Here is a 26,063-nt window from a genome sequence, read left to right as displayed (position 1 = left end):
CTAAGCGGCCGTTACCTAAATAACGGATATACACCCCACCCCACCCCGACCGGCTACTTCAAATTCCCACTCAAAAACTGCTGCAACCGCTCGCTCTTCGGATTACCCAGCACATCCTCCGGCGCCCCCTGTTCCTCTACCAACCCCTTGTGCAAAAACAGCACCTGGCTCGACACCTTGCGGGCAAAGCTCATCTCATGGGTCACCATGATCATCGTGCGGCCTTCCTCAGCCAAACCCTGAATCACCTTCAACACCTCACCCACCAACTCCGGATCCAACGCCGAAGTCGGCTCGTCAAACAGCATCACCTCCGGCTCCATCGCCAACGCCCGGGCAATCGCCACCCGCTGTTGCTGGCCACCCGACAAAAACGCCGGATATTGATCCGCCACCCGCGCCGGCAGCCCAACCTTGTCCAGATACCGGCGAGCCCGGTCCTCGGCGTCTTTCTTGCTGCAACCCAGCACCCGGCGCGGCGCCATGGTGATGTTCTCCAGCACACTCATATGGCTCCACAGGTTGAAATGCTGAAACACCATCGCCAACCGCGTACGCAGGCGCTGCAACTCAGCATCATCCGCCACGCGCATCCCATGGCGGTCGCTGACCATCCGAATCTGCTGCCCATCCAGGGTCATGGCGCCGTCATTCGGCTGTTCAAGAAAGTTGATGCAGCGCAAAAAGGTGCTTTTACCCGAGCCACTGGCGCCGATCAAACTGATCACATCACCGGTCTTGGCCTTGAGCGAGACACCTTTGAGCACCTCATTGTCGCCATAGCTTTTATGCAGGCCTTCAACGGTCAATTTGTACATGGGGCGTGCATCCTCAAGGCGAAAGTAGATAGCCGCTGCGATAGGCTTCAGTGCCGGCGACATGGGCAATGACCATCCCGGCAGTGGCCATGCGTCGCAGCGAACGAGCGTAAAGCAGCCCGGCATTGCGGCAATGCACCGGCGTTACGCGGTCAGAAATGGGGTCGATGATTTCGGCGATCAGTTGCCCGGCTTCCAGGTATTCGCCGGGCAGCACACTGAATACCAGCAAGCCACCCACCGGCGTGGCCACTGGCTCGACGCCCGCCAGCGGTGTGGCGGGGTAGGGCAAGTCCGGCAACGGTGCAGGGTCGCCGCTGATCGCGCCGAAGTGAATCAGGTAATCGATGATCGCCTGGCAGTCGAGGCTGGCCAGGCCGTGGTTGACGTCGCCCTGGCCGCGCAGTTCGACGGTCACGGAAAAGCTGCCCATCGGGATCGGGAAGCGCTCGCCAAACCGTTGCTGCAATTGCCACCAGACCAGGGTGAAGCATTCATCGAACGACTGCCCTCCGGAATCGGTAGCCAACAGGCTGGCCTCCGAACCGATATAGCGCGCCAACGGCTCTACCCGGGGCCACGCTTCGGGGGTGGTGTACAGGTGCGCCACGGCTTCGAAGTCGCAGTGCAGATCCAGCACCATGTCGGCATCGCACGCCAGGCGTTGCAGCACCAGGCGCTGGGATTCCAGCTGCGTGGCCGGTGTCTGCGCCGCAAGCGCCATGGTGAGTGCGTCGCGAATCAGTTCGACGTTGTGCTGTGGATCATCTCCCAGCAGTTCTTCGACCTGATTGCCGACTTCGTCGCTCAGGTCGACAAACAGGCGATTGAAATTCTGCCCGCTTTCCAGCTCATAGCGGCCCAGGGGGATGTCCATCAACACCTGTTCCAGGCCGGTGGGGTTGGCGATGGGCACCAGTACGATCTCGCTGCGCAGGCGGCCAGCCGCGTTCAGTTGTGCCAGACGCGCCTTGAGATGCCAGGCCACCAACATGCCCGGCAACTCGTCAGCGTGCAGCGACGACTGGATGTAGATCTTGCCTTGCGCGTGTTCGGGTCCGAAGTGGAAGCTGTGGATCTGCCGCGCCGTGCCTGGCACCGGCGCCACGAGTGGATGAATCTGATGACGCATGAAGGCTCCTTAGTGGCTGGGGCCGAGAAAGGCCAGCCAGCGACGCTCCGCCAGACGAAACAGACCGACCAGGGCAAAGGTCACGGTCAGGTAGATCAGCGCAGCGATACCGAATGATTGAAAGGTCATATAGGTGGCCGAGTTGGCGTCCCGGGCGACTTTCAGGATATCCGGGATCGTCGCGGTGAAGGCCACCGTCGTCGAGTGCAGCATCAGGATCACTTCATTACTGTAGTACGGCAGCGAGCGGCGTAGGGCCGACGGCATGATCACGTAGGCGTACAGCTTCCAGCCGCTGAGGCCATAGGCTTTCGCCGCTTCGACTTCGCCGTGGGCCATGCTGCGGATTGCCCCGGCAAAAATCTCCGTGGTGTAGGCGCAGGTGTTGAGGGCGAAGGCGAGGAGGGTGCAGTTCATCGCATCGCGAAAGAACGCATCCAGTACCGGCTGCGCGCGAACCGCCGCGATGCTGTAGATCCCGGTGTAGCAAATCAGCAGCTGGATATACAGCGGCGTGCCGCGAAACAGGTAGGTGTAGAACTGCACCGGCCAGCGTACCCAGCGGTTGCGCGACACCCGCGCAATGGACAGCGGGATTGAGACCAGGAAGCCGATGAAGATCGAGGCGCTGAGCAGCCACATGGTCATGGCCAGGCCGGTGATGTGCTGGCCGTCGCTATAAAGGAAGGGGCGCCAGTATTGCTGGATCAGTTCGATCATCGCACTGCCTCCCGGGAGCCTGCGGAGTAGCGCCGTTCGAGGCGGCGCAGGACGAAGTTGGACGCGCTGGTGATCAACAGGTAGATAAACGCGGCGATCACCAGGAAATAGAACAGCTGATAAGTACTCTTGCCCGCATCCTGAGCGGCCTTGACCAGGTCGGCCAGGCCGATGATCGACACCAGTGCCGTGGCCTTGAGCATCACCATCCAGTTATTGCCGATGCCCGGCAGGGCGAAGCGCATCATCTGCGGGAAGGTCACGAAGCGAAACCGCTGGCCACGCGTGAGCCCGTAAGCCGTGGCAGCCTCCAATTGGCCACGGGGCACGGCGAGGATCGCGCCGCGAAAGGTCTCGGTGAAATACGCACCGTAGATAAAGCCCAGGGTGATAACCCCGGCGCTGAATGGGTCGATCTCGATGTAGTCCCATTCCATAAAGTCGGTAAAGCCGGTCAGCCAGATTTGCAGGCTGTAGAAAATCAGCAGCATCAGCACCAGGTCGGGCACGCCGCGAATCAAGGTGGTGTAGATCTGTGCGGGAATCCGCAGGAACGGCAGGCTGGACAGTTTGGCAGTGGCGCCGAGCAAGCCCAGCAGCACGCTGACGGCCAGGGAAAACACTGACAACTTGACGGTCATCCAGGTGCCTTGCAGCAACAGCGGGCCGAAACCCTTCAAGCTAAAGGCACTGAGCCCCAGGGTTTGCAAAAGATCTTCGAACATAAATCAGGACCTATGGCGATAAAAAAGCGCCCCTCCAGAGGAAGGGCGCCCCAGGCATTATTTGCCGCTGTACAGGTTCAGATCGCCAAAGTGTTTCTTCTGGATGGTGGCGTAGGTGCCATCATCGTGTAACGCTTTGATACCTTTATCCAACAAGGCCTTGAGGTCTTTGTTACCTTTTTTGATACCGACCGCAGTTTTGGACGGCAGCAGTGGATCGTCGATGGCCTTGCTGACTTCGTAGTCAGCACCGGCTGGCGACTTCAAAAAGCCCAGTTCGGCTTGCAGCATGTCTTGTACGGAAGCGTCCAGACGACCGGATGTCAGGTCGGCGTACACCTGGTCCTGGTTGGCGTAGGCCTTGGTGGTCACACCGGCCTTGTCCAGTACGGCCTTGGCGTAGGCTTCCTGGATGGTGCCTTGCTCGTAGCCAACACTTTTGCCCTTGAGGGACTCAGGCGTGGAGTAGTTCGCGCCCTTTTTGAACACCAGGGAAGTCGGGCCGGAGAACAGCTCGTTGGAGAAGTCGATCGCCTTTTCACGGGCTTCGGTCACGGTCATCGAGGAAATCACGCCATCAAACTTGTTGGCGTTGAGGCCTGGAATCATGCCGTCGAAATCACTTTCGACCCACTTGCACTTGACCTTCAGCTCGGCACAGATGGCATTGCCCAGGTCGATATCGAAGCCCACCAGGCTGCCATCGGCGGCTTTTGACTCAAACGGCGCGTAGGACGGATCGACACCAAAACGCAATTCCTTGTATTCCTTGGCCAGCGCGGAACCGGCGGCCATGCACAGAGCCAGTGCAGAAAGGGTCAGCAATGCTTTTTTCATTATGTAATCCCTGGAAACCAAGATAAGCGCTTGTGGCGCGGTTAGGACTGTTACTGAACGGTATCAGACCGGACTCAAGTAGCAATTTCTGCACCATAGTTCCGAATGGTCGTTTTAAAAGGTGAGATTAAGGAGTTGTGCCAGTAGGAAATGCCCGAAAATGGGCACTGATAAATCTATGCATTATTTTGGGGCGTGTAAGTTTTCAAATGTGGGAGCGGGCTTGCTCGCGAAGGCGGTGTGTCAGTCAATACATCTGGTCACTGATCCACCGCCTTCGCGAGCAAGCCCGCTCCCACATTGATCGGTGGTGTTCGTGGAAGGCGTGTCAGGCCAGTAAATCCTGCAGGGTCGCCAGGCTGTCGGCGTCATCGACGGCCTTGTCCTGGCGCCAGCGCAACATCCTCGGAAAACGCACGGCAATTCCGCTCTTGTGCCGCTTGGACAGGGCAATCCCTTCAAAACCCAGTTCAAACACCATGCTCGGCGTGACGCTGCTGACCGGGCCGAACTTCTCCACGGTGGTCTTGCGCACGATGGCGTCGACCTTGCGCATTTCTTCATCGGTCAGCCCCGAATACGCCTTGGCGAACGGCACCAGCGTGCGTTCGCTGCCGGGCGGTCCGTCCCATACGGCGAAGGTGTAGTCGCTGTACAGGCTGGCGCGCCGGCCGTGGCCGCGCTGGGCATAGATCAGCACGGCATCGACACTGAACGGGTCGACTTTCCACTTCCACCACACGCCCATGTCCTTGGTGCGGCCCACGCCGTAGAGACCATCCCGGGCCTTGAGCATCATGCCTTCCACACCCAGGCTGCGGGAAGCTTCACGTTGCTCCGCCAAGGCCTGCCAGCTGTCGCCGGTCAGCAACGGCGATGCCCGCAACGTGGGCTGGTCGCAGTCGCTGATCACCTGCTCCAGTTGTGCCCGACGCTCGGCCTGGGTGTGGTTGCGCCAATCGTTGCCGTGGTGTTCCAGCAGGTCGTAGGCCAGCACGGCGACCGGCGCGTCTTCGAGGATTTTCTTGCTCAGGGTTTTACGGCCTATGCGCTGTTGCAGCAGGGCGAAGGGTTGCACCGAGCCCTTCCACACCACGATTTCGCCGTCGATCACTGTGCCATCCGGCAGGCTGTTTTCCAGGTCATGAAGTTCCGGAAAACGGTCGGTGACCAGCTCTTCACCCCGGGACCAGATCCACAAGCGGCCTTCGCGCTTGACCAACTGCGCACGAATACCGTCCCACTTCCATTCCACTTGCCAGTCCGCGGGAGAGCCGAGCAGGGCGTCGAATTGCTCCACGGGTTGGGCCAGGCCATGGGCGAGAAAAAACGGATAAGGCTGCCCGCCACGTTGCGCATGCTCGTCGTACGATTCGGCAGCGATCAGTTTCAAATAGCCTTCGGCGGTCGGACGGTTGGACAGGTCGGTGTAGCCCACCAGGCGCTGGGCCACGCGTTTGCTGTCGAGCCCGGCCATGGCCGCAAGGGCGCGGGTGACGAGCAACTTCGATACGCCCACCCGGAAACTGCCGGTGATCAGCTTGATGCACAGCATCAGGCTCGGTTGATCGAGTTGTGCCCACAGGGCGGGCAGGCGCTCGGCCAATTCTTCTGGCGGCAGGCCACGCAGGGGCAGGAGTTTTTCTTCCAGCCACACCGCCAAGCCGTCGTCCGAAGTGTGGGGCGATTCCGGTAACAGCAGGGAAATGGTTTCTGCCAGGTCGCCTACCGACTGATAACTCTCTTCGAACAACCACGGCTCAATGCTCGCGGCTTCGGTGGCCATGTCCCGCAGCAACCGGGTGGGCACCAGTTGTCGGGGCCGCCCGCCGGATAGAAAGTACACCGCCCATGCAGCATCTCCCGCAGGCGCCTGTAGGAAATAGGCCTGCAAGGCGGCGAGCTTGGCATTGCTGGAAGTGGTTGCGTCGAGGTTGGCGTACAGCTCGGCGAAGGCTTTCATGACGCGGCTTCCTCTTCGTCATCGCCGTATTCGGTGGTGAACCCTTGCGCGTCGAGGCCCTTTTCCCGCAGGTGCCGGACCAATACGCCCACAGAACCGTGGGTGACCATCACCCGCTCGGCGCCGGTTTGCTCGATGGCCCATAGCAGCCCGGGCCAATCGGCGTGGTCCGAGAGCACAAAGCCGCGATCCACTCCGCGCCGCCGCCGAGTGCCCCGCAGGCGCATCCAACCGCTGGCGAAGGCGTCGCTGTAGTCGCCGAAACGACGCATCCAGGTGCTGCCGCCGGCCGAGGGCGGGGCGATGATCAGGGCTTGGCGCAGCAAAGGGTCGGTCTTTTTGAAGTCGCCGGCGTAGAGGGTTTCGGGGATATAGATGCCGGCTTCGCGGTACACCCGGTTCAGGGGTTCGACCGCGCCATGGCTGAGGATCGGGCCGATGCTGGCGTCAATGCCATGGAGAATTCGTTGGGCTTTGCCGAAGGAATAACAGAACAACACGCTGGCCTTGCCGGCCGCGATATTCGCCTGCCACCAGTCGTTGATCCCGGCAAAAATCTGCGCCTGGGGCTGCCAGCGGTAGATTGGCAGGCCGAAGGTCGATTCGGTAATAAAGGTATGGCAACGCACGGGTTCGAACGGTGCGCAGGTGCCGTCGGGCTCGACTTTATAGTCACCGGAGGCGACCCAGACTTCACCCCGGTATTCCAGGCGTACCTGGGCTGAACCGAGGACATGGCCGGCGGGATGGAAACTCACGTTGACGCCGTGGTGACGCAGGGTTTCGCCGTAGGCCAGGGTTTGCAGGTTGATGTCCTGGCCCAGGCGTGAGCGCAGGATGCCTTCGCCGGGAGCGGCGGCCAGGTAGTGTTGGTTGCCGGTGCGGGCGTGATCGCCGTGGGCATGGGTAATGACGGAACGTTCTACCGGGCGCCAGGGGTCGATGTAGAAATCCCCGGCGGGGCAGTAGAGGCCTTCGGGCCGGGCGATAACAAGGTCCATGGGCGTGCCGTGGAAGTGGGCTTGTTAATTATGAGGCGGGGGCGGGTGGAGAAGTTCTATCGGAATGCATGCAATCAAATGTGGGAGCGGGCTTGCTCGCGAATGCGGTGTGTCAGTCAAAAGATCTGGTGACTGATCCGCCGCTTTCGCGAGCAAGCCCGCTCCCACATTTTGATCCGGTTGCGTCAGGGAAACCGGGTTATTTACCCGGCACCAACGTCAACCGGGTCTTCCCATACACCCCGTCAAAGTTCTGCGGTTGCATCGGGAAGCTCAGGTATTGCGCTTTCAACCATGGGTCGATGCCATTGGCATAGTTCGGGCTGGCCGGGTTGCCGGATTGGCCGATGCCGCTCTGGCCCATCATCGGTTCCGCCTGGCCGAAGTCGACAATCATCCGCAGCGCCGGCACTTGGGTCGTGTCGAAACTCTGCCCCCAGCTATACGGTGCGCTGTTCAGGGTGTTGTGATCGCCGCCCGCCGCCAGTGGCCCGCGAAGGGGCTTGCCGCTGCTGTTCTTCCAGGTGTAGCTGTGCAATTTGCCCCACTGCCAGGCCTTGTGATCGGCGCCCAAGGCGCTGTCGCCGGCGGTGATCGCGGCGGCCAGGCTGCGAGCGAGGATCGCCGGCTTGTCGGTTTTCTGCCCGGTGCGGGCGTCATTCCAGAACGGGCTGTCTTCGCGCCCCAGCAGGTGGTCGGCCACCGCCGAGTACGACAGGTTGGCGTTGCCGATGAAGGCTTTCCAGGTGGCGCTGTTTTCCGGGCCGAGTTCGTCGAGGAAAATCTGCTTGGCGCTTTCCTGCAGGAACAGTTCATAAATCGCTGCGTCGGCGGAGGTGGAGGCCAGCCTGCCATCGAAGGCCATCAGGCGACCCAGGGCTTCCCGCGCCTTGGCCTGTTCGGCCACCGGCAATGCATTGATCGCCTGTTTCAGCGGCTGGGCCATGCCCGGCGCCTGGAACATGCTCTTGAGCTTGGCGGCGAACGTGGTGGTCTGGTCGTACTGCATGGCGATCATGCTGCGGCTGTCATGCTTGCCGCTGCCGGCCAGTTGCGCGATACGTTCGGCGCGCTCCGGCGCGGCCCACGAGTTGGACAACTGCATGCCGTAGCCACGGGGAATGGTGCGCTGGTTGGCGGTGCCGATCCAGCCTTGGGTCGGGTCCTGATCGTAAGGGTGCAGCATCGCGTCGGCGTAGCCATCCCAGTCGAAACGCCCGTCCCAGCCCGGCGATGGCACCAGGCCTTCGCCTTCACGGCGGTTCGGGAAGCGCCCGGTCACTTGCCAACCGATGCTGCTGGCATCGGCGAAGACCATGTTCAAGGCAATCGCGCGAATTTCCCGGGTGGCATCAGAGGCTTTACCGGCGGTTTGCGCACGAGACAGGTCGAAGAACGCGTCCAGGCTCTTGTCGTCCTTGAAATCGGCGGTCTGCAAGGCCAGGCCGTAGCCGCTGTTCAGCGACTGGGCACTGTTGAGCAATGGCCCGTGGCGGGTTTCGTACACCGCTTCGCGAATCGGCCGCTGGCCCTTGGCGAAGTAGGTTTCGTTGCGCACGATAGCGGGCAGCCATTTGCCGTTGTTCTCGTAGTACAGCGCGTTGCCCTGGCGCTTGACCTTCTCCAGGAACACATCCTGGGTGTCGCCCGAGACCTGGCTCATGCTCCACGCCACCTTGCCGTTGAAGCCGGAAAGCAGGGTTGGCAGGCCAGCAATCGAAACGCCGGCGGCCTGGTATTTCGGCGAACGGATCTGCACGTAGTTCCACAGCGACGGGGCCTGCATCGAGGTCGACAGGTCATTGGCCAGCAGGCTCTTGTTGCTGCGGCTGCGCTGCGGGCCGATCGCCCAGTTGCTGGAACTGGAAGTGCCCAGGGTGTTCACGGTGCCGAGGTGCTCGCTGAGGCTGGTCAACGCGGCGAGGCCCGGGATCTGGCTCAGGTTGATGCCCTTGAGCTTGTCGGATTCGGCCACCGGCAACGGTTCATCCGGGTAGCTTGGGGTCAGCCAGGCGAGTTTGTCGGCGCCGACTTTTTGCGCCAGCACCAATGAGGACAACTCTTCCTGCAGGTTGGTCGACTCGCTGAAATTCAGCAGACAGAACAGCAGCGCCGAATCTTCCGGCTTCCAGTATTCAGGCTTGTAGCCGCTCTGGGCCAGGTCTGGCGGCAGCTTGTCGCGGTAGCGGAACAGGTAGGCGTTGACCCCGCGCGCATACACTTCAAAGAAGCGCTTGAGGCGCGGCGACGAGGCGTTATACAGCTCGCCGGCGCTTTTGCGCAGGTTGACCGCCCGCATGAAACGGTCGACATCCAGCACATCCGGCCCGGACATTTCCGCCAGGCGGCCCTGGGCCAGCAGGCGCAGGGTGACCATCTGGGTGATGCGGTCGCTGGCGTGCACGTAGCCCAGGGTGAACAGCGCATCGTGGAAGGTGCTGCTTTCAATCAGCGGGATGCCCTGGCTGTTGCGGCGCACGGAAACGTTCTGCGCCAGGCCCTTGATGGGCTGCACGCCGGAAACCGGAGGCAGGGTGTCCTGGGTGCTTTGTAACTGGCAACCGGCCAGGCCCAAGGCACTGGCAATGGCCGCGGCAACGCCGAACCGGGGAAGAAAATGTGAGAGGGCTGGCGAGGCCATGGCAAAGCTCCTGCGGGGGGTAGCGTCAGTAAAGGCGCTACGTTAGTGAGCGCGGCGAAACGACGCAAGCGGGAGGCGATGCTTATTTCAGGATTTGCGTAAGGTTTCTAGTCGGGCACAAATCAGTGTGGGAGCGGGCTTGCTCGCGAATGCGGTGGATCAGCCACAACTCTTTTAGCTGATACACCGCATTCGCGAGCAAGCCCGCTCCCACATTTTTGATTCGGCTTACCTTCAGGATTTTGGCGGATTGACCTTCTGTACCAGCTCATAGGCACGCACCGTCGCCGGGCGTTGCTTGAGGTGGTTGAACCAGCGTTCTACATGTGGGAAGTCTTCCAGCTTCTGGCTCTGCCACTTGTGGGAAACGATCCACGGGTAGATCGCCATGTCGGCAATGCTGTACGCCTCGCCGGCCACGAAGGTGCGGTCGGCCAGGCGCCGGTCCAGCACGCCATACAGGCGGGCGGTCTCATCCACATAACGTTTGATCGCGTAGGGGATTTTTTCCGGGGCGAATTGGCTGAAGTGGTGGTTCTGACCGGCCATCGGTCCCAGTCCGCCCATTTGCCAGAACAGCCACTGCAATGCTTCCTGACGACCGCGCAGGTCCTGGGGAATGAACTGGCCGGTTTTTTCCGCGAGGTACAGCAGGATTGCGCCGGATTCGAACAGGGAAATCGGCGCGCCACCGTCGGTCGGGTTGTGATCGACGATGGCCGGGATGCGATTATTGGGGGCGATTTTCAGGAAGTCGGGCTTGAACTGCTCGCCCTGGCCGATGTTGATCGGGTGCACCTCGTAAGGCAGACCGGCTTCTTCCAGGAACAACGACACTTTGTGACCGTTGGGGGTGGTCCAGTAATACAGGTCGATCATGAAGCTCTCCAGGGGTGGTGACGCTTGAGCGAATGCCTGTAGGTATAGGTAATGTTAGGGTGACGAAAATTCAATGAAACATTTGGGTCTATCGATATGGAAATCCGTGCGGGCGCAGCGTTGATTCTAATTGACCAGCAAAAAGGCATTCATCATCCCAAGCTGGGGCGGCGCAATAATCCGCACGCCGAGGCGCGCATGCTGGCATTGCTGGGGCATTGGCGGCGCGAAGGCTGGCCGGTGATTCACGTGCAGCATTTGTCCCACTCGCCGGAGTCGGTGTTCTGGCCGGAGCAGTCGGGGGTGGAGTTTCAGGAGGCGTTTGTGCCCCAGGCGGGTGAGCAACTCATCCAGAAGCGCGTGCCGGACGCGTTTTGTGGGACGGGGCTGGAAGCGAGTTTGCGTGACGCCGGGATCGGGCAAGTGGTGCTGGTGGGCGTGGCCACCCATAACTCGGTGGAGGCCACGGCCCGCAGTGCCGGCAACCTGGGGTTTGAGACCTGGGTTATCGAAGATGCCTGCTACACCTTCGACAAGGCGGACTTCTTTGGGCAGATGCACTCGGCAGAGCAGGTGCATGCCATGTCGTTGGGCAACCTCCACGGCGAATACGCCACGGTGATTTTCTCAAGACAGCTGCTGGCTTAAGCCACCGCTCCATCCACCAACACCTGCAACGTTTGCTGCGAGCACCGTTCGATACGGACCTGCACGCCATAGACTTCGGCAAACAACGCCGTATCCAGCACTTCATCCGCCGTGCCACAGGCATGCAACCGACCTTGTCGCAGCACAGCGATATGGTCGGCATAACGTGCCGCGAGGTTGATGTCGTGCAGCACCACCACGGCGATCAGGTTGTGCTCCCGCACCAGGCCGCGCACGCAGTCCATGACTTTCAACTGGTAGTTCAAATCCAGCGCACTGGTGGGCTCATCCAGCAGCATCACCTGTGGCCGGCGCGCAATCAGTTGCGCCAGGCTGACCAGTTGCCGCTGGCCGCCGGATAACGTGCTCAATAGCTGATCCGCCAGGTGAGCGATGCCAATCCTTTGCAACGCATCAAAGGCCTGGCGCATGCACGCGTCAGTTGAAAGCGGAATGCCCTCGACGTTCGCCACCCGCAACGCCGCGATCACGCTTTCCATCACGCTCAGGCTCAACCCCGGTGGCAGGTTCTGCGGCATGTAGGTCACGCGTCGGGCACGTTCACCGACGGACATCTTCGTCAGGTCCAGGTCACCCAGTCTGACAACGCCCTGCATCTTTTCCAGCCCGGCCACCGCCCGCAGTAACGTTGACTTGCCCGCACCGTTCGGTCCGATCAACGCGGTCAAACTGCCGTGGGCCAGGGTCGGCAAGCTCAGGTCATGCACAATCTGGCGTCGTCCATAACTGACGTGGGTGTTCTGAATCGACAATCCCGTACTCATAACGGCCTCCCGCGCTTGAACACCAGCAACACGAAAATCGGCACACCCACCAGTGCAGTGACGATGCCCACCGGCACGATCACCCCGGGCATGATCAACTTGCTGGCGATGGAGGACAGCGACAACAGCAAAGCGCCGACAAGCGCGCTGGCCGGCAGCAGGAAGCGCTGGTCTTCACCCACCAGAATCCGCGCGATATGCGGACCCACCAGGCCGATAAATCCGATGGTTCCCACAAAGGCCACGGCGGTGGCCGACAGCAGGCTGATGCGCAACAACGAGAAAAACCGCAGGCGTTTCACGTCGACACCGAAGCTTTGCGCGCGGTCTTCGCCCATGCGCAGCAAGGTCAGGCGCGGGGCAGCAGCGAAGGAGAAGGGCATGACCACCGCGACCACCAACGCGAGGATGCCGAGCTTGTCCCAGTTGGCCCGGGTCACGCTGCCCAGGGTCCAGAACACCAGTTGTTGCAGCACGTCCTCGGTGGCCACCAGTTGCAACAGGGCGACCACCGCGTTGCAACTGAACACCAAGGCAATCCCGAACAGCACCAGGCTTTCCACCCCGGCACCCCGCAGGCGTGACATGGCTTGCAGCAAAAAGACCGAGGCGGCGGCAAACACAAATGCCGAAATGGAAATCGCCGTATTGGCCGACACCCACAGCGTTGTCACTGGAAACACAATCACCAGGGACGCGCCCAACGCCGCCGCCGACGAAACGCCCAGGGTGAACGGACTGGCCAGCGGATTGTTGAGGATCGCCTGCATCTCGGCGCCCGCCAGCGACAGCGCGCAACCAACCAACACCGCCATCAAGGCGTAGGGCAGGCGCACGTTCCAGATAATCACCTGGTCGGTGGCGCTCAGGTGGGCCGGGTGCAACAAGCCATCGAGCAGGGCGCCAAGGCCCATGCCCGACGGGCCGCTGGCCAGGTCCACGAGGATCGCGCACATCAGCGCGCCACCCAGCAGGCCCAGCAGCCAGCAGCGACGGGCCAGCAGGCGACGATAGCCGTGGCTGGCGGTGGCGAGGTCGAGGGTTTGAGTGGTCATTGGATTACACAGCCTTGAAAACGACGAAAATCCCTGCCGGTACTCGGTCAGTGTGGGAGCTGGCTTGCCTGCGATGGCGATGGTGAATCCAACACCGCTATCGCAGGCAAGCCAGCTCCCACAGGAACCGTGTCCAGGCAGGGAATGGGTTGTGAGCCTTAGTTACTTGGCCTTGCCATCAATCCAGTAGGCACCCTGCAGTGGCATGCCAAGGAACTGCTGGTTCATCGCTTCCATGGTCGCCTTCGGGTCCAGCTTGGCGAACAACGCCGGATGCACCCACTTGGCCAACGCCTCAATCGCCAGCAGGTTGTACGGTGAGTTGTAGAAGTCATGCCACAAGCCGTGGGAATTACCCTCACGAATTGCCCGAAGGTTCACAAACTCCGGGCGGGCCAGCACCGCGTTAAACGCGGCACGCGCATCTTCGTTGCTCACGCCGGCACCCAGAATCAACCCCGGCGTGTGATTGCCGGTGGCCACGTACACATCCGGATCAGCCTTAAGCGCGTACTCGACACTGATGTCACCCAGCGCCCCCGGTACCACGTCGGCGGCGATGTTACGGCCGCCCACCAGCTTGATCACTTCACCCATGCCGCTCTTGCCGGTGGTGTGCCCCGGTGCCTGCCAGGCGCCGGCCAGCAATTCCAGGAACACGCTGGGGCGTGGGCCGGCCGGCAAGGTGGCGACGGCGTCGGTGATCACCTTGATGTGCTGGTCATAAAAGTCGAGGAACGCCTTGGCCTGGGTTTCCCGGCCAAGGGCCTGGCCCAGGGCGGTCATGCTGGCGTGGGTGCCTTGCACCGGGTTGATACGGAAGTCGACGAACAACACCGCGATGCCCGCCTTGGCCAACACATCCGCCACCGGGCTGTGTTCGGTCGGGCCGTGGCCGGAAATACTGAATACCGCGAGGTCCGGTTTCAGCGAGAGGATTTCCTCGGCGCTGACGCTTTGCTCCGACGCCTGACCAATCAGCGGGATGTCTTTTACCATCGGAAATTTCGCCACGTAGGCGTTGTAGGTGTGAGCGTCCAGCAGCTTCAAATCATTCTGCCAGCCGACAATCCGCTGGAACGGCGCGTCCTTGTCCAGTAAGGCAAACGCCGAAATCAGCCGGCCTTCGCCGAGCACTACGCGCTGCACGTGGTCTGGCACCTCGACCTTGCGGCCCAGCACGTCGGTGACTTCATGGGCGGCGGCGGTTTCGGCGTGGCCAAGGATCAGCACGACAAACAGCGCGCCCAGCTTGAGGAAGTGGCGGGGTTTCAGCATGGGGAGAACTCCAGGTGAAAGCTGTTCTTGAGTTAAATTACAATTAATCTCATTTAGATTCGGTAGTCTAAAGACCGATACCGGCCGCCACGCCGTGGCTTTGTAATGGGGATGCGCGATTACCGCTTCCCACAACATTCCATTACATTTGCGCGTACGCCTGGCTGACGTTTCGGCTATCTCCTGCCTTTTGAGTTTCGGACGAGTTGCGCCATGGCCAAGCAAGACCACCTGTTGATCGTTGATGACGACCCGCAAATCCGCCAGTTGCTGTGCGACTACCTGAGTGACGCCGGTTTCCAGGTGTCCACCGCCGGCGACGGCAAGGAAATGCGCCGCCGCCTGGCGCTGAATGTCATCGACCTGATCGTGCTCGACGTGATGCTGCCGGGCGAAGACGGCCTGAGCCTGTGCCGCGAATTGCGGGTCAGCTCCAACACGCCGGTGATCATGCTCACCGCCAAGGGCACGTTGATCGACCGGATCGTCGGCCTGGAAATCGGCGCCGACGATTACCTGCCCAAGCCGTTCGACCCACGGGAGTTGCTGGTGCGGATCAAGGTGGTGCTGCGCCGGGTGCAGAGCTTTCCGGACCGGGCACGGCTGGATGAAGCGCCGAGCATCAGCTTCGCCGGCTGGCAATTGGACACTCGGGCGCGGCAATTGCTTTCGCCGGAGGGGGTGGTGGTCAGCCTCGGCAACTCCGATTACCGGGTGCTGCGCCTATTGCTGCAGCATCCCAACCGGCCGTTGAGCCGCGACTTTTTGCTCAACCATGTATTCGACAAGGACAGCACGCCGTTCGACCGCTCGATCGACGTGTGCGTCAGCCGCCTGCGCTCGCAACTGCCGGCCGGGTTGATCAAGACCGTGCGCAACGAGGGCTACATGCTCACCGCCGACGACGTGGCGCTGCAATCGTGAAACTGCTGCCGCGTTCGTTGTTTGGCCGGCTGGTGTTGATCCTGGTCAGTGGCATGCTCGCGGCCCAGGCCCTGACCAGCAGCATCTGGTACGACATGCGCCACGGCCAGGTGCTGGAAATCCCCAGCCGGCTGATCGCCACGCGGCTGGCGGACGTGGTGCGGCTGGTGCACAGCAATCCGGCGCAGGCTGATGGACTGATCAAACTGCTCGATACGCCGGGCTTTCACCTGACCCTGAGTGACCAGGCCAGTGAGGTGACAAGCCGCATCAGCGACAGCGACCAGGCCACCGAGCGCTTGCTGAATAAAGTGCTCTCGGAGAAAACCGGCTACACCCAAAACCTGCATCTGTTGAGTCTCAAGTTGCTGGATGCCGAGGGCCAGCATGCCGGGCTGTCGACTCTGCTCAGCTCCAAGCCTGTGGTGGGGCAATTCCTGATTGACCTGCGTTTGCCGGACGGGCGTTGGCTGCAGGTACAGGCCACCGAGGAGCAGGGCTGGACCAGCACCTCGCCCATGGACCTGTTGTTTGACTACGTGATGCGCATTTACCTGCTGCGGGTATTGGTGCTGGTGATCATTGCCCTGGTGGCCGTTCGTTTGGCTATTCGCCCGCTGAACGCCCTGGCCAAGGCTGCCGAAGCGTTGGGCCGGGACATCCAGCGGCCACCGCTGGCGGTCGATGGGCCCACTGAAGTACGCCGCGCCGCCCAGGCGTTCAACGCCATGCAACAGCGGCTGATCGCTAACATCGCCGAACGTACGCGCTTCCTTGCGGCGATTTCCCACGACCTGCGTTCACCCATCACACGCCTTCGGTTGCGTACGGAAATGCTCGACGACAACCGCACCAAGGAGCGTTTTCGCAGCGACCTCGAAGAAATGGAGCACATGGTTTCCAGCACCCTGGATTTTGTCAGCAGCGGCGAAATCAACGAGAAGCGCCAGAACATCGACATCAACGCCTTGCTGCAAAGCTTGCAGGCCGATCTTCAGGATGTGGGTGAGACGGTCGCGATAGAAGGGCGGGCCAAACAGCCGCTGCCCGGATATGCCCGAAGCCTTAAGCGTTGCGTGCAAAACCTGCTGGAGAATGCGGTGCGTTATGGCCGCGAGGTGGTGGTGCGGGTTGAGGACAAGGCCGACAGTTTGAAGATCGTCATCAGCGACCGTGGGCCGGGGATTCCCCAGGAACAACTGGAACAGGTGATGGAACCGTTTTACCGGGTGGAAGGCTCACGCAACGTGGAAACCGGCGGGTATGGGCTGGGGCTGAGCATCGCGCATACGATCGCCAGTGCCCATGACGGGCGTTTGAGCTTGAGCAATCGGGAAGGTGGGGGATTGGAGGTGGTGTTGCAGTTTCAACGCAAATCCTGGCCTTGAAATGCAGGCTAAATGTGGGAGCGGGCTTGCTCGCGAAAGCGGTGTATCAGTAACAGAGAGGTTGACTGACAATGCGCTTTCGCGAGCAAGCCCGCTCCCACAGTTGGATGTGCAGTGTTTCGAGAATCGGGTTTCTTAACTCAAGCCCCGTGGCACTTCTTGAATTTCTTCTCGCTGCCGCACGGGCAAGGATCGTTACGACCCACGTCCTTCAAGGTGTTGCGCACCGGCTCCTGGTGAGCGTGGCCGCAGTTCGGGCCGTGGACATGGCCGTGGTCGTGATCATGGTGATCGTGATCGTGGTTGCAGTCAGGACCATGGACATGGGGTTGCTGAGTCATCGATGTCGCTCCGGAATAGAATCGCCGGGGATTATCTCGCCATTGCGCATCACCTGCACGTCGTTCCCGATAAATAAACCGGTTTTCAACTCGCCTTCAAGACGATAGGGCACGGGCTCGCGCGGATTTTTCAGCATGTCGACCACATCGCGGATTTGTGGCCACAGGTTGGTGCGCACCGATACCCGGAAGAAAGCGTGGCTGTGGGGCGGTACGGTCAGCCATTCGTTGGACTCACCCTCAGTCAGCAGCAGGGGACCCAGGCTGACCTTGTACACCAGGCCGCGCACGGTCAGATCGTTGTCGTCGCGGTTATCCACACGGAAATACAGCTTGAACTTCTGCTCCAGCAACTTGACCCGCACGGGATCGACCTTGACCAGCCGCACCTCGGGGGCGGGCGCGTCGTCGGCGAACCACGATGCACAGCCAGAGAGCCCTAGCGTCAATGCCAGTAGAAGGCTGTAAGTCCTGAATACCCGCGCCTTAGAAACCATGCCATTACCCCCTTTGAAGAGTCAGCATAGCAAGCGCGAGCCTGCCGGGTATCAATGAATGTCAGAGGTAGCCGGCACAGCACTTCTTGAATTTCTGCCCGCTGCCACATACGCAGGCGTCATTGCGCCCAGCCTTCACGTCCACTGTCGGGTCGATAAAGTACCAGTGCTCATTATTCTGTACGAAAGATGAGCGCTCCCGGTGGCTGTGTTCGCCAGTGCTGTCGTGCCAGCGTGCGGTAAAGGTCACGAAGGCGTGTTCCGGCTGGCCGCCGAACACCTCGGAGCTTTCCACTGAAAGGCCCAGCCAGGTGCTTTGGGCGCTCCAGGCGCCGATGGCATCTGTGTCCAACCCGGCTTGTTGCGCGGGCAGGGTGGTCGCCACCAGGTAGTCCACCAGGCCCAGTACATAGGCGCTGTAGCGCGAACGCATCAACGCTTCGGCGCAGGGTGCCGGGTGGCCGGCGTGATAATGGCCGCAGCAGGCATCCAGCAGGTTGCCACTGCCGCAGGGGCAAATGGATGTACTCATCGGGTTACCACCAATACTTTCCAAAGTTTTGCGGGTTGGCCCAGAAGCGGGCGTTCAGCCAATCCGGCACCTGTTTATAGTCAAGCAGATCATAGGTAAACAGCGTCAAAACCTGATCGTCGCGCTGAAAGCGTTCGCTGGCTTGCAGGGCCAGGGAGAAGAAGTCGGTGTCTTTCCAGTGGCAGGCGGCCAGGTCCACCAGCACTGCAATGCGGCTGGCATTGAGGTTGCGAATGCCCCCCAGCAAGGTCAGGCCCGCAGGTTTTGACAGGTGTTCCAGGCAATCAACCACCAGCGCCAGGTCAAAACGCTGGGCCGCGAGGTCGGCGGGCAAGGCCCCGGGCTCGGCGAAGGACACCACGGTATCCGGGTGCGCTTCCTTAAAGGCATCCAGCGCCGGGAACTGGCTGGCGCCCAATAACAGCAGGCGTTTTGGCGCGTGAAGATCCAGCAGTGCGGCGAGCGCTTGCTGGGGTGTACGGGAAGAAATACCGGCAGTCATCGAAGATCCTCACATCAGGACCGTAGAGACTAGCCTGCCTGAGCGTGCGGGCCTAGAGCGGGCGGGGAGAATAAACCGCCTGGCCCAATGAATACTGGGGTGTGACACGCTGGCGCAGATGAAAAGAGCGGTCTTTACTCCACCCGTCGGCCCCCGCCGATCCCCTCAGGAGAAAGTCAGATGAGCATCATGCGGACAGCTCTACCCTTGGTTCTGCTAACCGGAGTATTGACAGGTTGCGCAGGCTTGCAAAAAACCGACTGGCCCACCTGCGCCGCGGTCGGCGGCGTGACCGGCGCGGCCATTGGCGCAACCCAAAGCTCTTCCTATGCAGGCTACGGCGCGTTGCTGATCGGCGGCATGGCAGGCGCCTATTGCTGGGTGCATGGCGATGGTGATGAAGACGGCGACGGCGTACCGGACAGCCGCGACAAGTGCCCTGGCACGCCAAAAGGCGTGCAGGTCGACGCCAATGGCTGCCCACCCGTGCCGGTAGCGGTGGTTCAAGAGGAAGTGGTGGTGGTCAAGGAAGAAACCATCGTGATTCGTGATGTGCACTTCGAGTTCGACTCCGCGAAGCTGACGGCGGCCGACAAAACCAAACTCGACGTCATTGCCACCCGCCTGAAAAAAGAGGCCCCGAGTGCGCAACTGCGCGTCAGTGGGCATACCGACAGCGTCGGTAAAGACGCCTACAACCAGAAACTCTCGGAACGACGTGCTCATTCGGTAACCGACTACCTGGTCAGTTCCGGCGTCCCGCGCAGCAGTTTCGTCTCCGTGACCGGCGCCGGCGAAAGCCATCCGGTGGCAGATAACAAAACCGCTGACGGCCGCGCGCTAAACCGCCGTGTGGAAATCCAGATCAACCGTTGACCCCGCCTCAAGGCCCCTGTGGAATCCCCAGGGGCCCCTTCATCAATTTTTTAATCCTTCACTGGCACAACGCCTGTAGAAGTCGTTACTGTGCGCCCAAAGAATAATGTGCAAGGGGAGCGTGCGGGATGAAGGTGTTTTGGGGGCTGGGCAAGTGTTTGACGTTGCTGTTCTGGGGCGTGGTGGTGGTCAATCTGTTCACACCGCTGATCAACCCGTTCCACCTGTTGGTCAACCTGGCCGGCAGCCTGTTGTTGCTGACCCATATTCTGGAGCTGCTGTTGTTCAACGGCAGTGTGAAAACCCGTGCCCATCCCTGGCGTGACCGCTTGCAGATCCTGCTGGTGGGGATGTTCCATGTGCAGAGCTTTTCGACGCCGACACCGACTAATGATGTAAACAAGGAGGCCAATCATGCGTAAGGTTTTTCTGTTGGCCCTGCTGGTCAGCCCCATTGCCCTGGCCCAGAGTGTCAGCGTCGAGACCAACTCGCTGATGCGCCTGCCCAACAGCAGTGGCGTGTTGCAACTGGAGCGACTGGACGTGGCGGATTACGGCACCTTGCTGATCCCCGCCAATATCACCCAGGTGACGGTGGATGAACTGCACCTGGGCCGCGACGCACGCATCGCCATCGTGCCCGGCAGCACCCCCCTGCAACTGCAGGTGCGCCAGGCGCAGCTGGAACATGGCAGCCAGATCACCTCGCGGGGTGCTCCCGGTACCCATGAACGTCCGGCCAAGGCTGGGCGTGACTTGACCTTGCGGATTAACTCGCTGACGGCCGATGAGCTGTCGGTGGATGCCCGCGGCGGTGCGGGTGCCCAGGGTTATGCCGGGCTGGACGGTGCCAACGGCGAAGACCCGGGCTGCACCTGGGGTTCGGCCGGGCGCGGTGCCAATGGCGATAACGGCGGCGACGGGCTGCCGGGCGCGGCGGGCGCGCAGGTTCGTGTGGAATTGCCGCAGGACTTCCCGGGCGAGAAGATCAAGGTCTGGGTGGACGGCGGTGCCGGTGGTTTGGCGGGCACGGCGGGCAAGCCAGGTAAAGGCGGGCAGTCCAAGGGTTGCCTGGTGTACCGCGCGGATGGCGGCGAGAAAGGCCGGGCCGGGTTGGAAGGGCAGCCGGGGCCAGCGGGGCCTGCGGGGGCTGTGACCATTCAGAGGCTTTAACGCTTTACCTTGTGGCGAGGGAGCTTGCTGTGGCTAGGGAGCTTGCTGTGGCGAGGGAGCATGCTCCCTCGCCACAGCAAGCTCCCTAGCCACAGCAGCCCCTCCCCACAGGATATGGGGCGCCTCAGAACATCGGCCGTGCCGAAGCAATCGCCACCAGCACTAACCCCACAATCAAGTTAATCCCCACCAGTTTACGAATCTGCCCCAACGCCGCAGCCCCGGCCGGCCAATCCTCAGCCGCCACCGCCGTGCGCAGCTCCGGTAACTTCAGCGCCTGAATCCGGATAAACAGCGCGGTCATCACCACATACAACCCCATCATGACCTGCACATAACGCGGCGCGGTCTCAAACCCGTTGAAGCGCAGTTGCAGCAGGCCGACACCGCTGATCGGCAAGACCAGCACCGCGACCCAGACCCACACAAAAAAACGTTGAAACACATTCATCCAGAGTTTCAGTCGTGCAGGCCCGTCCAGCGCGGCCATGGCGGCGGGGCGCAGGATCATCCAGGCGAAAAACATACCGCCGACCCAGATCAGGGCGGCCAGTACATGCAGGGTGTAAGCGAAGCTAAAGACGGTCATTGGGGTACTCCGTTCTGCGCGGGATTAATTAGCGGGGTATGATAGCGGCCGATCCGAACCACTGAAAATTTATCCAGCGTTTTTTGCGCCCGACTATCCATGATCAGCACTGAACTCAAAACCACGATCCAGGGCGCCTACTCGCGTTTTCTCGAAGCCAAGAGCTTGAAACCGCGGTACGGCCAGCGCCTGATGATCGCCGAAGTCGCCAAGGTCCTCGGGGATATCGACACCGACGACGAAGGTCGGCGCAGTGGCGACCCCGCCGTGGTGGCCGTCGAGGCCGGCACCGGTACCGGTAAAACCGTGGCCTACAGCCTGGCGGCGATCCCCACCGCCAAGGCCGCCGGCAAGCGTCTGGTGATTGCTACCGCTACCGTCGCCCTGCAGGAGCAGATTGTCTACAAAGACCTGCCCGACCTGATGCGTAACAGCGGCCTGAACTTTACCTTCGCCCTGGCCAAGGGCCGTGGGCGCTATATGTGCCTGTCCAAGCTCGACGTACTGTTGCAGGAAGGCCACGCGCAAACCGCTACAGCCTCGCTGTTCGAAGAAGAAGGCTTCAAGATCGAAGTCGATGAGGTCAGTCAGAAGCTGTTTACCAGCATGATCGAGAAACTCGCCGGCAATAAATGGGACGGCGACCGCGACAGCTGGCCCAATGCCCTGGAAGACGCCGACTGGGCGCGCCTGACCACCGATCACAGCCAGTGCACCAACCGTCATTGCCCCAACTTCGGCCAGTGCGCCTTCTACAAGGCCCGGGAAGGCATGGGCAAGGTCGACGTTATTGTCACCAACCATGACATGGTCCTCGCCGACCTGGCCCTGGGCGGCGGTGCCGTGTTGCCCGACCCGCGTGACACGCTCTACGTGTTCGACGAAGGCCATCACCTGCCCGACAAGGCCATCGGCCACTTCGCCCACTACACGCGCCTGCGCTCCACCGCCGACTGGCTGGAAACCACCGCCAAGAACCTCACCAAGTTGCTCGCCCAGCACCCGCTGCCCGGCGACCTGGGCAAGTTGATCGAGCAGGTTCCGGAGCTGGCACGGGAGATCAAGACCCAGCAGCAATTCATGTTCAGCGCCTGTGAACAGGTGGCAGACTTCAAGCCCGGCGAAGACGTGGAAGGCCGCGAACGGCCGCGCCATCGTTTCGTTGGCGGGCTGATCCCCGAGCACATGCGGGAAATGGGCGTCGAGCTGAAGAAGGGCTTTTCACGCCTGACCGACTTGTTCACCCGCCTCACCGATTTGCTCAAGGAAGGCATGGACGGCGAGGTCAACATCGGCATCGCCAGCAACCAGGCCGAAGAATGGTACCCGCTGTTTGGCAGCCTGCTGTCCCGCTCCCAGGGCAACTGGGAGTTGTGGACCGCCTTTACCGTTGAAGACCCGGAAGACAACCCGCCCATGGCCCGTTGGCTGACCTTGTCGGAAAGCGGTGCGTTGTTTGATATCGAGGTCAACGCCAGCCCGATCCTGGCGGCGGAAATGCTCCGACGCAACCTGTGGAACGTGGCCTACGGTGCCTTGGTCACCTCGGCCACGCTGACGGCCCTGGGTACCTTCGACCGCTTCCGCATGCGCGCCGGGCTGCCGAAAAAGGCGGTTACCGCCGTGGTGCCAAGCCCGTTCCATCACGCCGATGCCGGTGTGCTGCGGGTGCCGGACCTCAAGGCCGACCCACGGGATGCTCCGGCCCACACGGCGGCGATCATTCGTGACCTGCCGTCGTTGGTAGAGGGTTCCCGGGGCACGCTGGTGTTGTTCTCGTCCCGCAAACAGATGCAGGACGTGTTCGACGGCCTCGACCGTGACTGGCGCAAGCAGGTGTTTATCCAGGGCAACCTGTCGAAACAGGAAACCCTGAACAAGCATAAGGCGCGGGTAGATGGCGGTGATTCCAGCGTCCTGTTCGGCCTGGCGAGTTTCGCTGAGGGTGTGGATTTGCCCGGCGCCTACTGCGAGCACGTGGTAATCGCGAAGATCCCGTTCTCGGTGCCGGATGATCCGGTGGAAGCCGCGTTGGCCGAATGGATCGAGGCCCGGGGCGGAAATCCGTTCATGGAAATCTCGGTGCCGGACGCCTCCTTGAAGCTGGTCCAGGCCTGCGGGCGTCTGCTGCGTACCGAAGAAGACCGTGGCACCATCACCTTGCTTGACCGGCGTCTGGTTACCCAGCGCTACGGGAAAGCTATCCTGAATGCTTTGCCGCCGTTTCGGCGGGAAATTTCTTAAGACCCCGTGGGCGAATTCGCCCACTTCGTGGTCTATCTCACCATCGCTTCACGTCATCAGGCCAGTCACCGGCCGTTTGGGAGAACCTCGTTCACATGATTCGCACGCTGCCCGCTGTTTTTGCCTTGTTGTTTGCCGCGCCATTGCTGGCTGCGCCTGCCGGGCAACAAACCCTGTTCAACTTTGTACGGCCCGCCGATGTGGTCAAGGTGGCGACTCAGGACGCCAGCCTGCCGCAATACAACGCCGAACAAACCCCTGAAGGCGAAGTGCTGCGCCGTATTACCTTCAACCCGGCGGCGGAGCCAAGCCTGGTGCTCAGCCCGCAGACCGGTGCCTGGGACTGGTCGCAATCCGGTGCGATGAGCCTGCGTATCCAAAGCGCGATGGACTGGGCGCTGACCCTGTACGTCAAGGTGCAGAGCAATGACGGCCGGACCCTGTTCAGCCGTATCGACCTGCCAGCCGGCCCGGCGCAGACGCTGTTGATTCCGTTGCAAGCCAATTCGCCGCTGAGCCAGGGCATGAAGGCTGGCCCGCCGATGCCGATCACCGTCGATGGCCAGCGCGTGTTGCTGGCCAGCAGCGAAGGGGAGATCGACCGTAGCCAGATCGTGTCGGTGACCCTGTCGATGATCAAGCCCAATGTCGCCCAAAGCATCCTGCTGGAGCGCTTTGGCGTGCAGGATATCGAGCCGGTACTCAAGGCCACCTACAGCGACCTGGTGGATGCCTATGGGCAGTCCACCCGCGCCAGGTGGCCGGAAAAAGTCAGCAATGACGACCAGTTGCGGGCCGCAGCGGTCAAGGAGCAGCAACAGCTCAAGGGCTGGCTGGCCGAGCGCGACAAGGCGTCCCTGGACAAGTACGGCGGCTGGAACAAGGGCCCGGCCTTTGACGCCAGTGGCTTCTTCCGCACCGAGAAGCGCGACGGGCGCTGGTACCTGGTGACACCGGAAGGCCATCCGTTCTACTCCCTGGGCGTCAACACCGTCGCCCCGGACAACAGCCAGACCTACGTCGCAGGCCGCGAATGGATGTTTGCCGCGCTGCCCCAGGCCGGCGAGCCTTTCGACAAATACTATGGAAGCGGCGACAGCCGCAGCGGCAATGGTGCGGATCAGGGGCGCAGCTTCAATGTTGGCCGCTGGTACGACTTCTATGGCGCCAACCTGCAACGTACCTATGGCCAGCCGTGCGTGCCGCCGGCACCTTGTGCTCCTGAAGGTTTCGACCAGAAACGCTGGGTCAGCCACACCCTCGACCGCCTGCAAGCCTGGGGTTTCAACACCGTTGGCAACTGGAGTGCGCCGCAGCTGGCGACCGCCGACCGTGTGCCTTACACCTTGCCACTGTCGATCGTCGGCGATTACGCGAGCATCAGCACCGGTACCGATTGGTGGGGCGGCATGCCCGACCCGTTCGACCCGCGGTTCGCCATGGCCACCGAGCGTGCGGTGGCGATTGCCGCCCGTGACCACCGTGACGACCCGTGGCTGATCGGCTTCTTTGCCGACAACGAACTGGCCTGGGCCGGTCCCGGTGATGATGCTAAATCCCGCTACGCCTTGGCCTACGGCACCTTGCGCATGACCACCGACGTGCCGGCCAAGCGCGCGTTTCTCAAGCAATTGCGTGACAAGTACCGCAACCAGGACGGCCTGTCCAAGGCCTGGGGCATCGAACTGCCCGCTTGGGAGTTGATGGAAGACCCGGGCTTCGTGCCGCCTATGCCGAACCCCGAGCACCCGGAAATCGAAGCGGACTTCAAGTACTTCCAGAAAACCTTTGCCGATGCCTACTTTAAAACCATCTCCGATGCGCTGAAATGGCACGCGCCCAACCAGCTGTTGCTGGGTGGCCGTTACGCCGTCAGCACCCCGGAATCGGTGGCGTCCTGCGCCCAGTATTGCGACGTGCTGAGTTTCAACATGTACACCCTCAAGCCACAGGATGGTTACGACTTCGCGGCCCTGCGGGCTTTGGACAAGCCGGTGCTGATCACCGAGTTCAACTTCGGTTCGGCGGACCGTGGCCCGTTCTGGGGCGGCGTGACGCAGTTGGCCCGGGAGGAGGATCGCGGGACTGCCTACGCCAACTTCCTCAAGCAGGCCATGGCCGAGCCGTCGATTGTTGGCGTGCACTGGTTCCAGTATCTGGACCAACCGGTCACCGGTCGTCTGCTGGACGGCGAAAACGGCCACTTCGGCCTGGTGGGCATCACCGATGTGCCGTTCCAGGGCTTTGTCGACAGCGTGCGTAAAAGTAACCTGGCAGCGGTCGACCAGTTGGGCAAGGAGGCCGAAAAGGCCAAGGCGGCCGCTGCGGTCCACACCGGCGAAGGCGGTAAACCGGGGCGTGACGGCAACGCTGCCGGGCCGGGCGCAGGGCATTCCGGTGGGCATTCCGGCAAGGGTCATTGATGGTGCCGGATCGACGAGTGCGGGTTCACAAATCACTCAATGGCTGGAACAATGTCGGCCACTTTTTTTAGTACTTTTCAGAGGGGGCTTAG

25 protein-coding genes are annotated in these 26,063 nt (G+C 61.5%); 8 read left to right on the top strand and 17 right to left on the bottom strand.

The annotated features are described in order from the left end of the window. Nucleotides 1–53: 53 nt before the first annotated feature. The 9 genes from LIY45_RS27940 to LIY45_RS27900 all read right to left on the bottom strand — a co-directional run bounded on the left by LIY45_RS27940 (nucleotide 54) and on the right by LIY45_RS27900 (nucleotide 10,716). Nucleotides 54–818: an ATP-binding cassette domain-containing protein gene (locus tag LIY45_RS27940; protein ID WP_063032874.1), complete on the bottom strand. Its 765-nt coding sequence runs from the start codon at nucleotides 816–818 to the stop codon at nucleotides 54–56. 13 nt (nucleotides 819–831) lie between these two features. Beyond that, complete coding sequence (locus LIY45_RS27935) at nucleotides 832–1,950, bottom strand: succinylglutamate desuccinylase/aspartoacylase family protein (RefSeq protein WP_226478297.1); 1,119 nt, start codon at nucleotides 1,948–1,950, stop codon at nucleotides 832–834. A gap of 9 nt (nucleotides 1,951–1,959) precedes the next feature. After that, complete coding sequence (locus tag LIY45_RS27930; RefSeq protein WP_076016567.1) at nucleotides 1,960–2,670, bottom strand: ABC transporter permease; 711 nt, start codon at nucleotides 2,668–2,670, stop codon at nucleotides 1,960–1,962. Beyond that, the gene (locus tag LIY45_RS27925; RefSeq protein ID WP_017479393.1) at nucleotides 2,667–3,395 is read right to left on the bottom strand and encodes an ABC transporter permease; all 729 of its coding nucleotides are present in this window, start codon (nucleotides 3,393–3,395) and stop codon (nucleotides 2,667–2,669) included. The genes LIY45_RS27930 and LIY45_RS27925 overlap by 4 nt, the downstream gene beginning before the upstream one ends. A 57-nt stretch (nucleotides 3,396–3,452) precedes the next feature. Next, on the bottom strand, nucleotides 3,453–4,232 hold the full coding sequence (locus LIY45_RS27920; RefSeq protein WP_003213667.1) for a transporter substrate-binding domain-containing protein: 780 nt from the start codon (nucleotides 4,230–4,232) through the stop codon (nucleotides 3,453–3,455). Between the two features lie 328 nt (nucleotides 4,233–4,560). Further along, a complete protein-coding gene (locus LIY45_RS27915) occupies nucleotides 4,561–6,195 on the bottom strand; it encodes an ATP-dependent DNA ligase (protein ID WP_226478296.1) in 1,635 nt (544 codons plus the stop codon). After that, a complete protein-coding gene (locus LIY45_RS27910) occupies nucleotides 6,192–7,196 on the bottom strand; it encodes a ligase-associated DNA damage response exonuclease (RefSeq protein WP_226478295.1) in 1,005 nt (334 codons plus the stop codon). The genes LIY45_RS27915 and LIY45_RS27910 overlap by 4 nt, the downstream gene beginning before the upstream one ends. A 199-nt stretch (nucleotides 7,197–7,395) precedes the next feature. After that, nucleotides 7,396–9,837, bottom strand: a complete 2,442-nt coding sequence (locus tag LIY45_RS27905) for a penicillin acylase family protein (RefSeq protein WP_226478294.1) — start codon at nucleotides 9,835–9,837, stop codon at nucleotides 7,396–7,398. Nucleotides 9,838–10,071: 234 nt separating this feature from the next. Continuing rightward, nucleotides 10,072–10,716 carry a glutathione binding-like protein gene (locus tag LIY45_RS27900; RefSeq protein ID WP_226478293.1) on the bottom strand — a complete coding sequence of 215 codons (645 nt, stop codon included), beginning with the start codon at nucleotides 10,714–10,716 and terminating at the stop codon, nucleotides 10,072–10,074. 96 nt (nucleotides 10,717–10,812) lie between these two features. Between LIY45_RS27900 and LIY45_RS27895 the strand changes: the two genes are divergently transcribed. Further along, nucleotides 10,813–11,364: a cysteine hydrolase family protein gene (locus LIY45_RS27895; protein WP_226478292.1), complete on the top strand. Its 552-nt coding sequence runs from the start codon at nucleotides 10,813–10,815 to the stop codon at nucleotides 11,362–11,364. Here the strand turns inward: LIY45_RS27895 and LIY45_RS27890 are convergent. The 3 genes from LIY45_RS27890 to LIY45_RS27880 form a co-directional block, all read right to left on the bottom strand. Further along, entirely contained in the window at nucleotides 11,361–12,149 is a 789-nt protein-coding gene (locus LIY45_RS27890; RefSeq protein ID WP_226478291.1) for an ABC transporter ATP-binding protein, read from the bottom strand. The two genes, LIY45_RS27895 and LIY45_RS27890, sit on opposite strands and share 4 nt — an antisense overlap. After that, on the bottom strand, nucleotides 12,146–13,204 hold the full coding sequence (locus LIY45_RS27885; RefSeq protein WP_226478290.1) for an iron ABC transporter permease: 1,059 nt from the start codon (nucleotides 13,202–13,204) through the stop codon (nucleotides 12,146–12,148). Before LIY45_RS27885 ends, LIY45_RS27890 begins: the two co-directional genes overlap by 4 nt. 162 nt (nucleotides 13,205–13,366) lie before the next feature. Next, entirely contained in the window at nucleotides 13,367–14,482 is a 1,116-nt protein-coding gene (locus LIY45_RS27880; protein ID WP_226478289.1) for an ABC transporter substrate-binding protein, read from the bottom strand. Nucleotides 14,483–14,695: 213 nt separating this feature from the next. Here LIY45_RS27880 and LIY45_RS27875 point away from each other — a divergent pair, with 213 nt between their 5' ends. Both LIY45_RS27875 and LIY45_RS27870 read left to right on the top strand, forming a co-directional pair. Further along, nucleotides 14,696–15,406, top strand: a complete 711-nt coding sequence (locus LIY45_RS27875; RefSeq protein ID WP_017479384.1) for a response regulator — start codon at nucleotides 14,696–14,698, stop codon at nucleotides 15,404–15,406. Then, nucleotides 15,403–16,794, top strand: coding sequence for an ATP-binding protein (locus LIY45_RS27870; RefSeq protein ID WP_226478288.1), 1,392 nt, complete (start codon nucleotides 15,403–15,405; stop codon nucleotides 16,792–16,794). The genes LIY45_RS27875 and LIY45_RS27870 overlap by 4 nt, the downstream gene beginning before the upstream one ends. Nucleotides 16,795–16,934: 140 nt before the next feature. Here LIY45_RS27870 and LIY45_RS27865 read toward each other — a convergent pair whose 3' ends face one another. From LIY45_RS27865 to LIY45_RS27850, 4 genes are all read right to left on the bottom strand, one after another. Continuing rightward, on the bottom strand, nucleotides 16,935–17,135 hold the full coding sequence (locus tag LIY45_RS27865) for an SEC-C metal-binding domain-containing protein (protein WP_003213695.1): 201 nt from the start codon (nucleotides 17,133–17,135) through the stop codon (nucleotides 16,935–16,937). Continuing rightward, on the bottom strand, nucleotides 17,132–17,632 hold the full coding sequence (locus LIY45_RS27860; protein ID WP_026078214.1) for an LEA type 2 family protein: 501 nt from the start codon (nucleotides 17,630–17,632) through the stop codon (nucleotides 17,132–17,134). The genes LIY45_RS27865 and LIY45_RS27860 overlap by 4 nt, the downstream gene beginning before the upstream one ends. A 61-nt stretch (nucleotides 17,633–17,693) precedes the next feature. Continuing rightward, nucleotides 17,694–18,164, bottom strand: a complete 471-nt coding sequence (locus tag LIY45_RS27855; protein ID WP_226478287.1) for a YchJ family protein — start codon at nucleotides 18,162–18,164, stop codon at nucleotides 17,694–17,696. Between the two features lie 4 nt (nucleotides 18,165–18,168). Further along, nucleotides 18,169–18,666 (bottom strand): DUF6231 family protein, encoded by a 498-nt coding sequence (locus LIY45_RS27850; protein WP_226478286.1) that lies wholly within the window; start codon nucleotides 18,664–18,666, stop codon nucleotides 18,169–18,171. A 180-nt stretch (nucleotides 18,667–18,846) separates the two neighbouring features. Here LIY45_RS27850 and LIY45_RS27845 point away from each other — a divergent pair, with 180 nt between their 5' ends. From LIY45_RS27845 to LIY45_RS27835, 3 genes are all read left to right on the top strand, one after another. Continuing rightward, nucleotides 18,847–19,542 carry an OmpA family protein gene (locus tag LIY45_RS27845; protein ID WP_026078213.1) on the top strand — a complete coding sequence of 232 codons (696 nt, stop codon included), beginning with the start codon at nucleotides 18,847–18,849 and terminating at the stop codon, nucleotides 19,540–19,542. Between the two features lie 128 nt (nucleotides 19,543–19,670). After that, nucleotides 19,671–19,964 carry a DUF1145 domain-containing protein gene (locus tag LIY45_RS27840; RefSeq protein WP_226478285.1) on the top strand — a complete coding sequence of 98 codons (294 nt, stop codon included), beginning with the start codon at nucleotides 19,671–19,673 and terminating at the stop codon, nucleotides 19,962–19,964. Next, complete coding sequence (locus LIY45_RS27835; RefSeq protein ID WP_226478284.1) at nucleotides 19,957–20,715, top strand: collagen-like protein; 759 nt, start codon at nucleotides 19,957–19,959, stop codon at nucleotides 20,713–20,715. Before LIY45_RS27840 ends, LIY45_RS27835 begins: the two co-directional genes overlap by 8 nt. Before the next feature lie 124 nt (nucleotides 20,716–20,839). On the opposite strand, the gene LIY45_RS27830 is transcribed toward LIY45_RS27835, so the two are convergent. Then, a complete protein-coding gene (locus LIY45_RS27830) occupies nucleotides 20,840–21,304 on the bottom strand; it encodes a CopD family protein (RefSeq protein ID WP_017479376.1) in 465 nt (154 codons plus the stop codon). A 99-nt stretch (nucleotides 21,305–21,403) separates the two neighbouring features. On the opposite strand from LIY45_RS27830, the gene dinG reads away from it, so the two are divergent. Further along, nucleotides 21,404–23,548, top strand: coding sequence for an ATP-dependent DNA helicase DinG (dinG, locus tag LIY45_RS27825; RefSeq protein WP_008432096.1), 2,145 nt, complete (start codon nucleotides 21,404–21,406; stop codon nucleotides 23,546–23,548). A gap of 95 nt (nucleotides 23,549–23,643) precedes the next feature. Then, nucleotides 23,644–25,971 carry a beta-galactosidase gene (locus LIY45_RS27820; protein ID WP_226478283.1) on the top strand — a complete coding sequence of 776 codons (2,328 nt, stop codon included), beginning with the start codon at nucleotides 23,644–23,646 and terminating at the stop codon, nucleotides 25,969–25,971. The last annotated feature ends 92 nt before the right edge of the window (nucleotides 25,972–26,063 follow it).

This window comes from Pseudomonas sp. MWU16-30323, assembly GCF_020515595.1.
GTDB classification, from domain to species: Bacteria; Pseudomonadota; Gammaproteobacteria; order Pseudomonadales; family Pseudomonadaceae; genus Aquipseudomonas; species Aquipseudomonas yamanorum.
The sequence above is the reverse complement of the archived record's forward strand: the minus strand, read 5'-3'. Positions and strand labels throughout refer to the sequence as shown.

Excerpts from the sequence above, each read along its gene's own strand:
- LIY45_RS27855 (WP_226478287.1), bottom strand. The coding sequence starts at position 18,164 with ATGAGTACATCCATTTGCCCCTGCGGCAGTGGCAACCTGCTGGATGCC.
- LIY45_RS27845 (WP_026078213.1), top strand. The coding sequence starts at position 18,847 with ATGAGCATCATGCGGACAGCTCTACCCTTGGTTCTGCTAACCGGAGTA.
- LIY45_RS27905 (WP_226478294.1), bottom strand. The coding sequence starts at position 9,837 with ATGGCCTCGCCAGCCCTCTCACATTTTCTTCCCCGGTTCGGCGTTGCC.
- LIY45_RS27890 (WP_226478291.1), bottom strand. The coding sequence starts at position 12,149 with ATGAGTACGGGATTGTCGATTCAGAACACCCACGTCAGTTATGGACGA.
- LIY45_RS27835 (WP_226478284.1), top strand. The coding sequence starts at position 19,957 with ATGCGTAAGGTTTTTCTGTTGGCCCTGCTGGTCAGCCCCATTGCCCTG.
- LIY45_RS27925 (WP_017479393.1), bottom strand. The coding sequence starts at position 3,395 with ATGTTCGAAGATCTTTTGCAAACCCTGGGGCTCAGTGCCTTTAGCTTG.
- LIY45_RS27840 (WP_226478285.1), top strand. The coding sequence starts at position 19,671 with ATGAAGGTGTTTTGGGGGCTGGGCAAGTGTTTGACGTTGCTGTTCTGG.
- LIY45_RS27850 (WP_226478286.1), bottom strand. The coding sequence starts at position 18,666 with ATGACTGCCGGTATTTCTTCCCGTACACCCCAGCAAGCGCTCGCCGCA.
- LIY45_RS27880 (WP_226478289.1), bottom strand. The coding sequence starts at position 14,482 with ATGCTGAAACCCCGCCACTTCCTCAAGCTGGGCGCGCTGTTTGTCGTG.
- dinG (WP_008432096.1), top strand. The coding sequence starts at position 21,404 with ATGATCAGCACTGAACTCAAAACCACGATCCAGGGCGCCTACTCGCGT.
- LIY45_RS27820 (WP_226478283.1), top strand. The coding sequence starts at position 23,644 with ATGATTCGCACGCTGCCCGCTGTTTTTGCCTTGTTGTTTGCCGCGCCA.
- LIY45_RS27930 (WP_076016567.1), bottom strand. The coding sequence starts at position 2,670 with ATGATCGAACTGATCCAGCAATACTGGCGCCCCTTCCTTTATAGCGAC.
- LIY45_RS27885 (WP_226478290.1), bottom strand. The coding sequence starts at position 13,204 with ATGACCACTCAAACCCTCGACCTCGCCACCGCCAGCCACGGCTATCGT.
- LIY45_RS27920 (WP_003213667.1), bottom strand. The coding sequence starts at position 4,232 with ATGAAAAAAGCATTGCTGACCCTTTCTGCACTGGCTCTGTGCATGGCC.
- LIY45_RS27875 (WP_017479384.1), top strand. The coding sequence starts at position 14,696 with ATGGCCAAGCAAGACCACCTGTTGATCGTTGATGACGACCCGCAAATC.
- LIY45_RS27830 (WP_017479376.1), bottom strand. The coding sequence starts at position 21,304 with ATGACCGTCTTTAGCTTCGCTTACACCCTGCATGTACTGGCCGCCCTG.
- LIY45_RS27910 (WP_226478295.1), bottom strand. The coding sequence starts at position 7,196 with ATGGACCTTGTTATCGCCCGGCCCGAAGGCCTCTACTGCCCCGCCGGG.
- LIY45_RS27935 (WP_226478297.1), bottom strand. The coding sequence starts at position 1,950 with ATGCGTCATCAGATTCATCCACTCGTGGCGCCGGTGCCAGGCACGGCG.
- LIY45_RS27865 (WP_003213695.1), bottom strand. The coding sequence starts at position 17,135 with ATGACTCAGCAACCCCATGTCCATGGTCCTGACTGCAACCACGATCAC.
- LIY45_RS27915 (WP_226478296.1), bottom strand. The coding sequence starts at position 6,195 with ATGAAAGCCTTCGCCGAGCTGTACGCCAACCTCGACGCAACCACTTCC.
- LIY45_RS27940 (WP_063032874.1), bottom strand. The coding sequence starts at position 818 with ATGTACAAATTGACCGTTGAAGGCCTGCATAAAAGCTATGGCGACAAT.
- LIY45_RS27860 (WP_026078214.1), bottom strand. The coding sequence starts at position 17,632 with ATGGTTTCTAAGGCGCGGGTATTCAGGACTTACAGCCTTCTACTGGCA.
- LIY45_RS27900 (WP_226478293.1), bottom strand. The coding sequence starts at position 10,716 with ATGATCGACCTGTATTACTGGACCACCCCCAACGGTCACAAAGTGTCG.
- LIY45_RS27895 (WP_226478292.1), top strand. The coding sequence starts at position 10,813 with ATGGAAATCCGTGCGGGCGCAGCGTTGATTCTAATTGACCAGCAAAAA.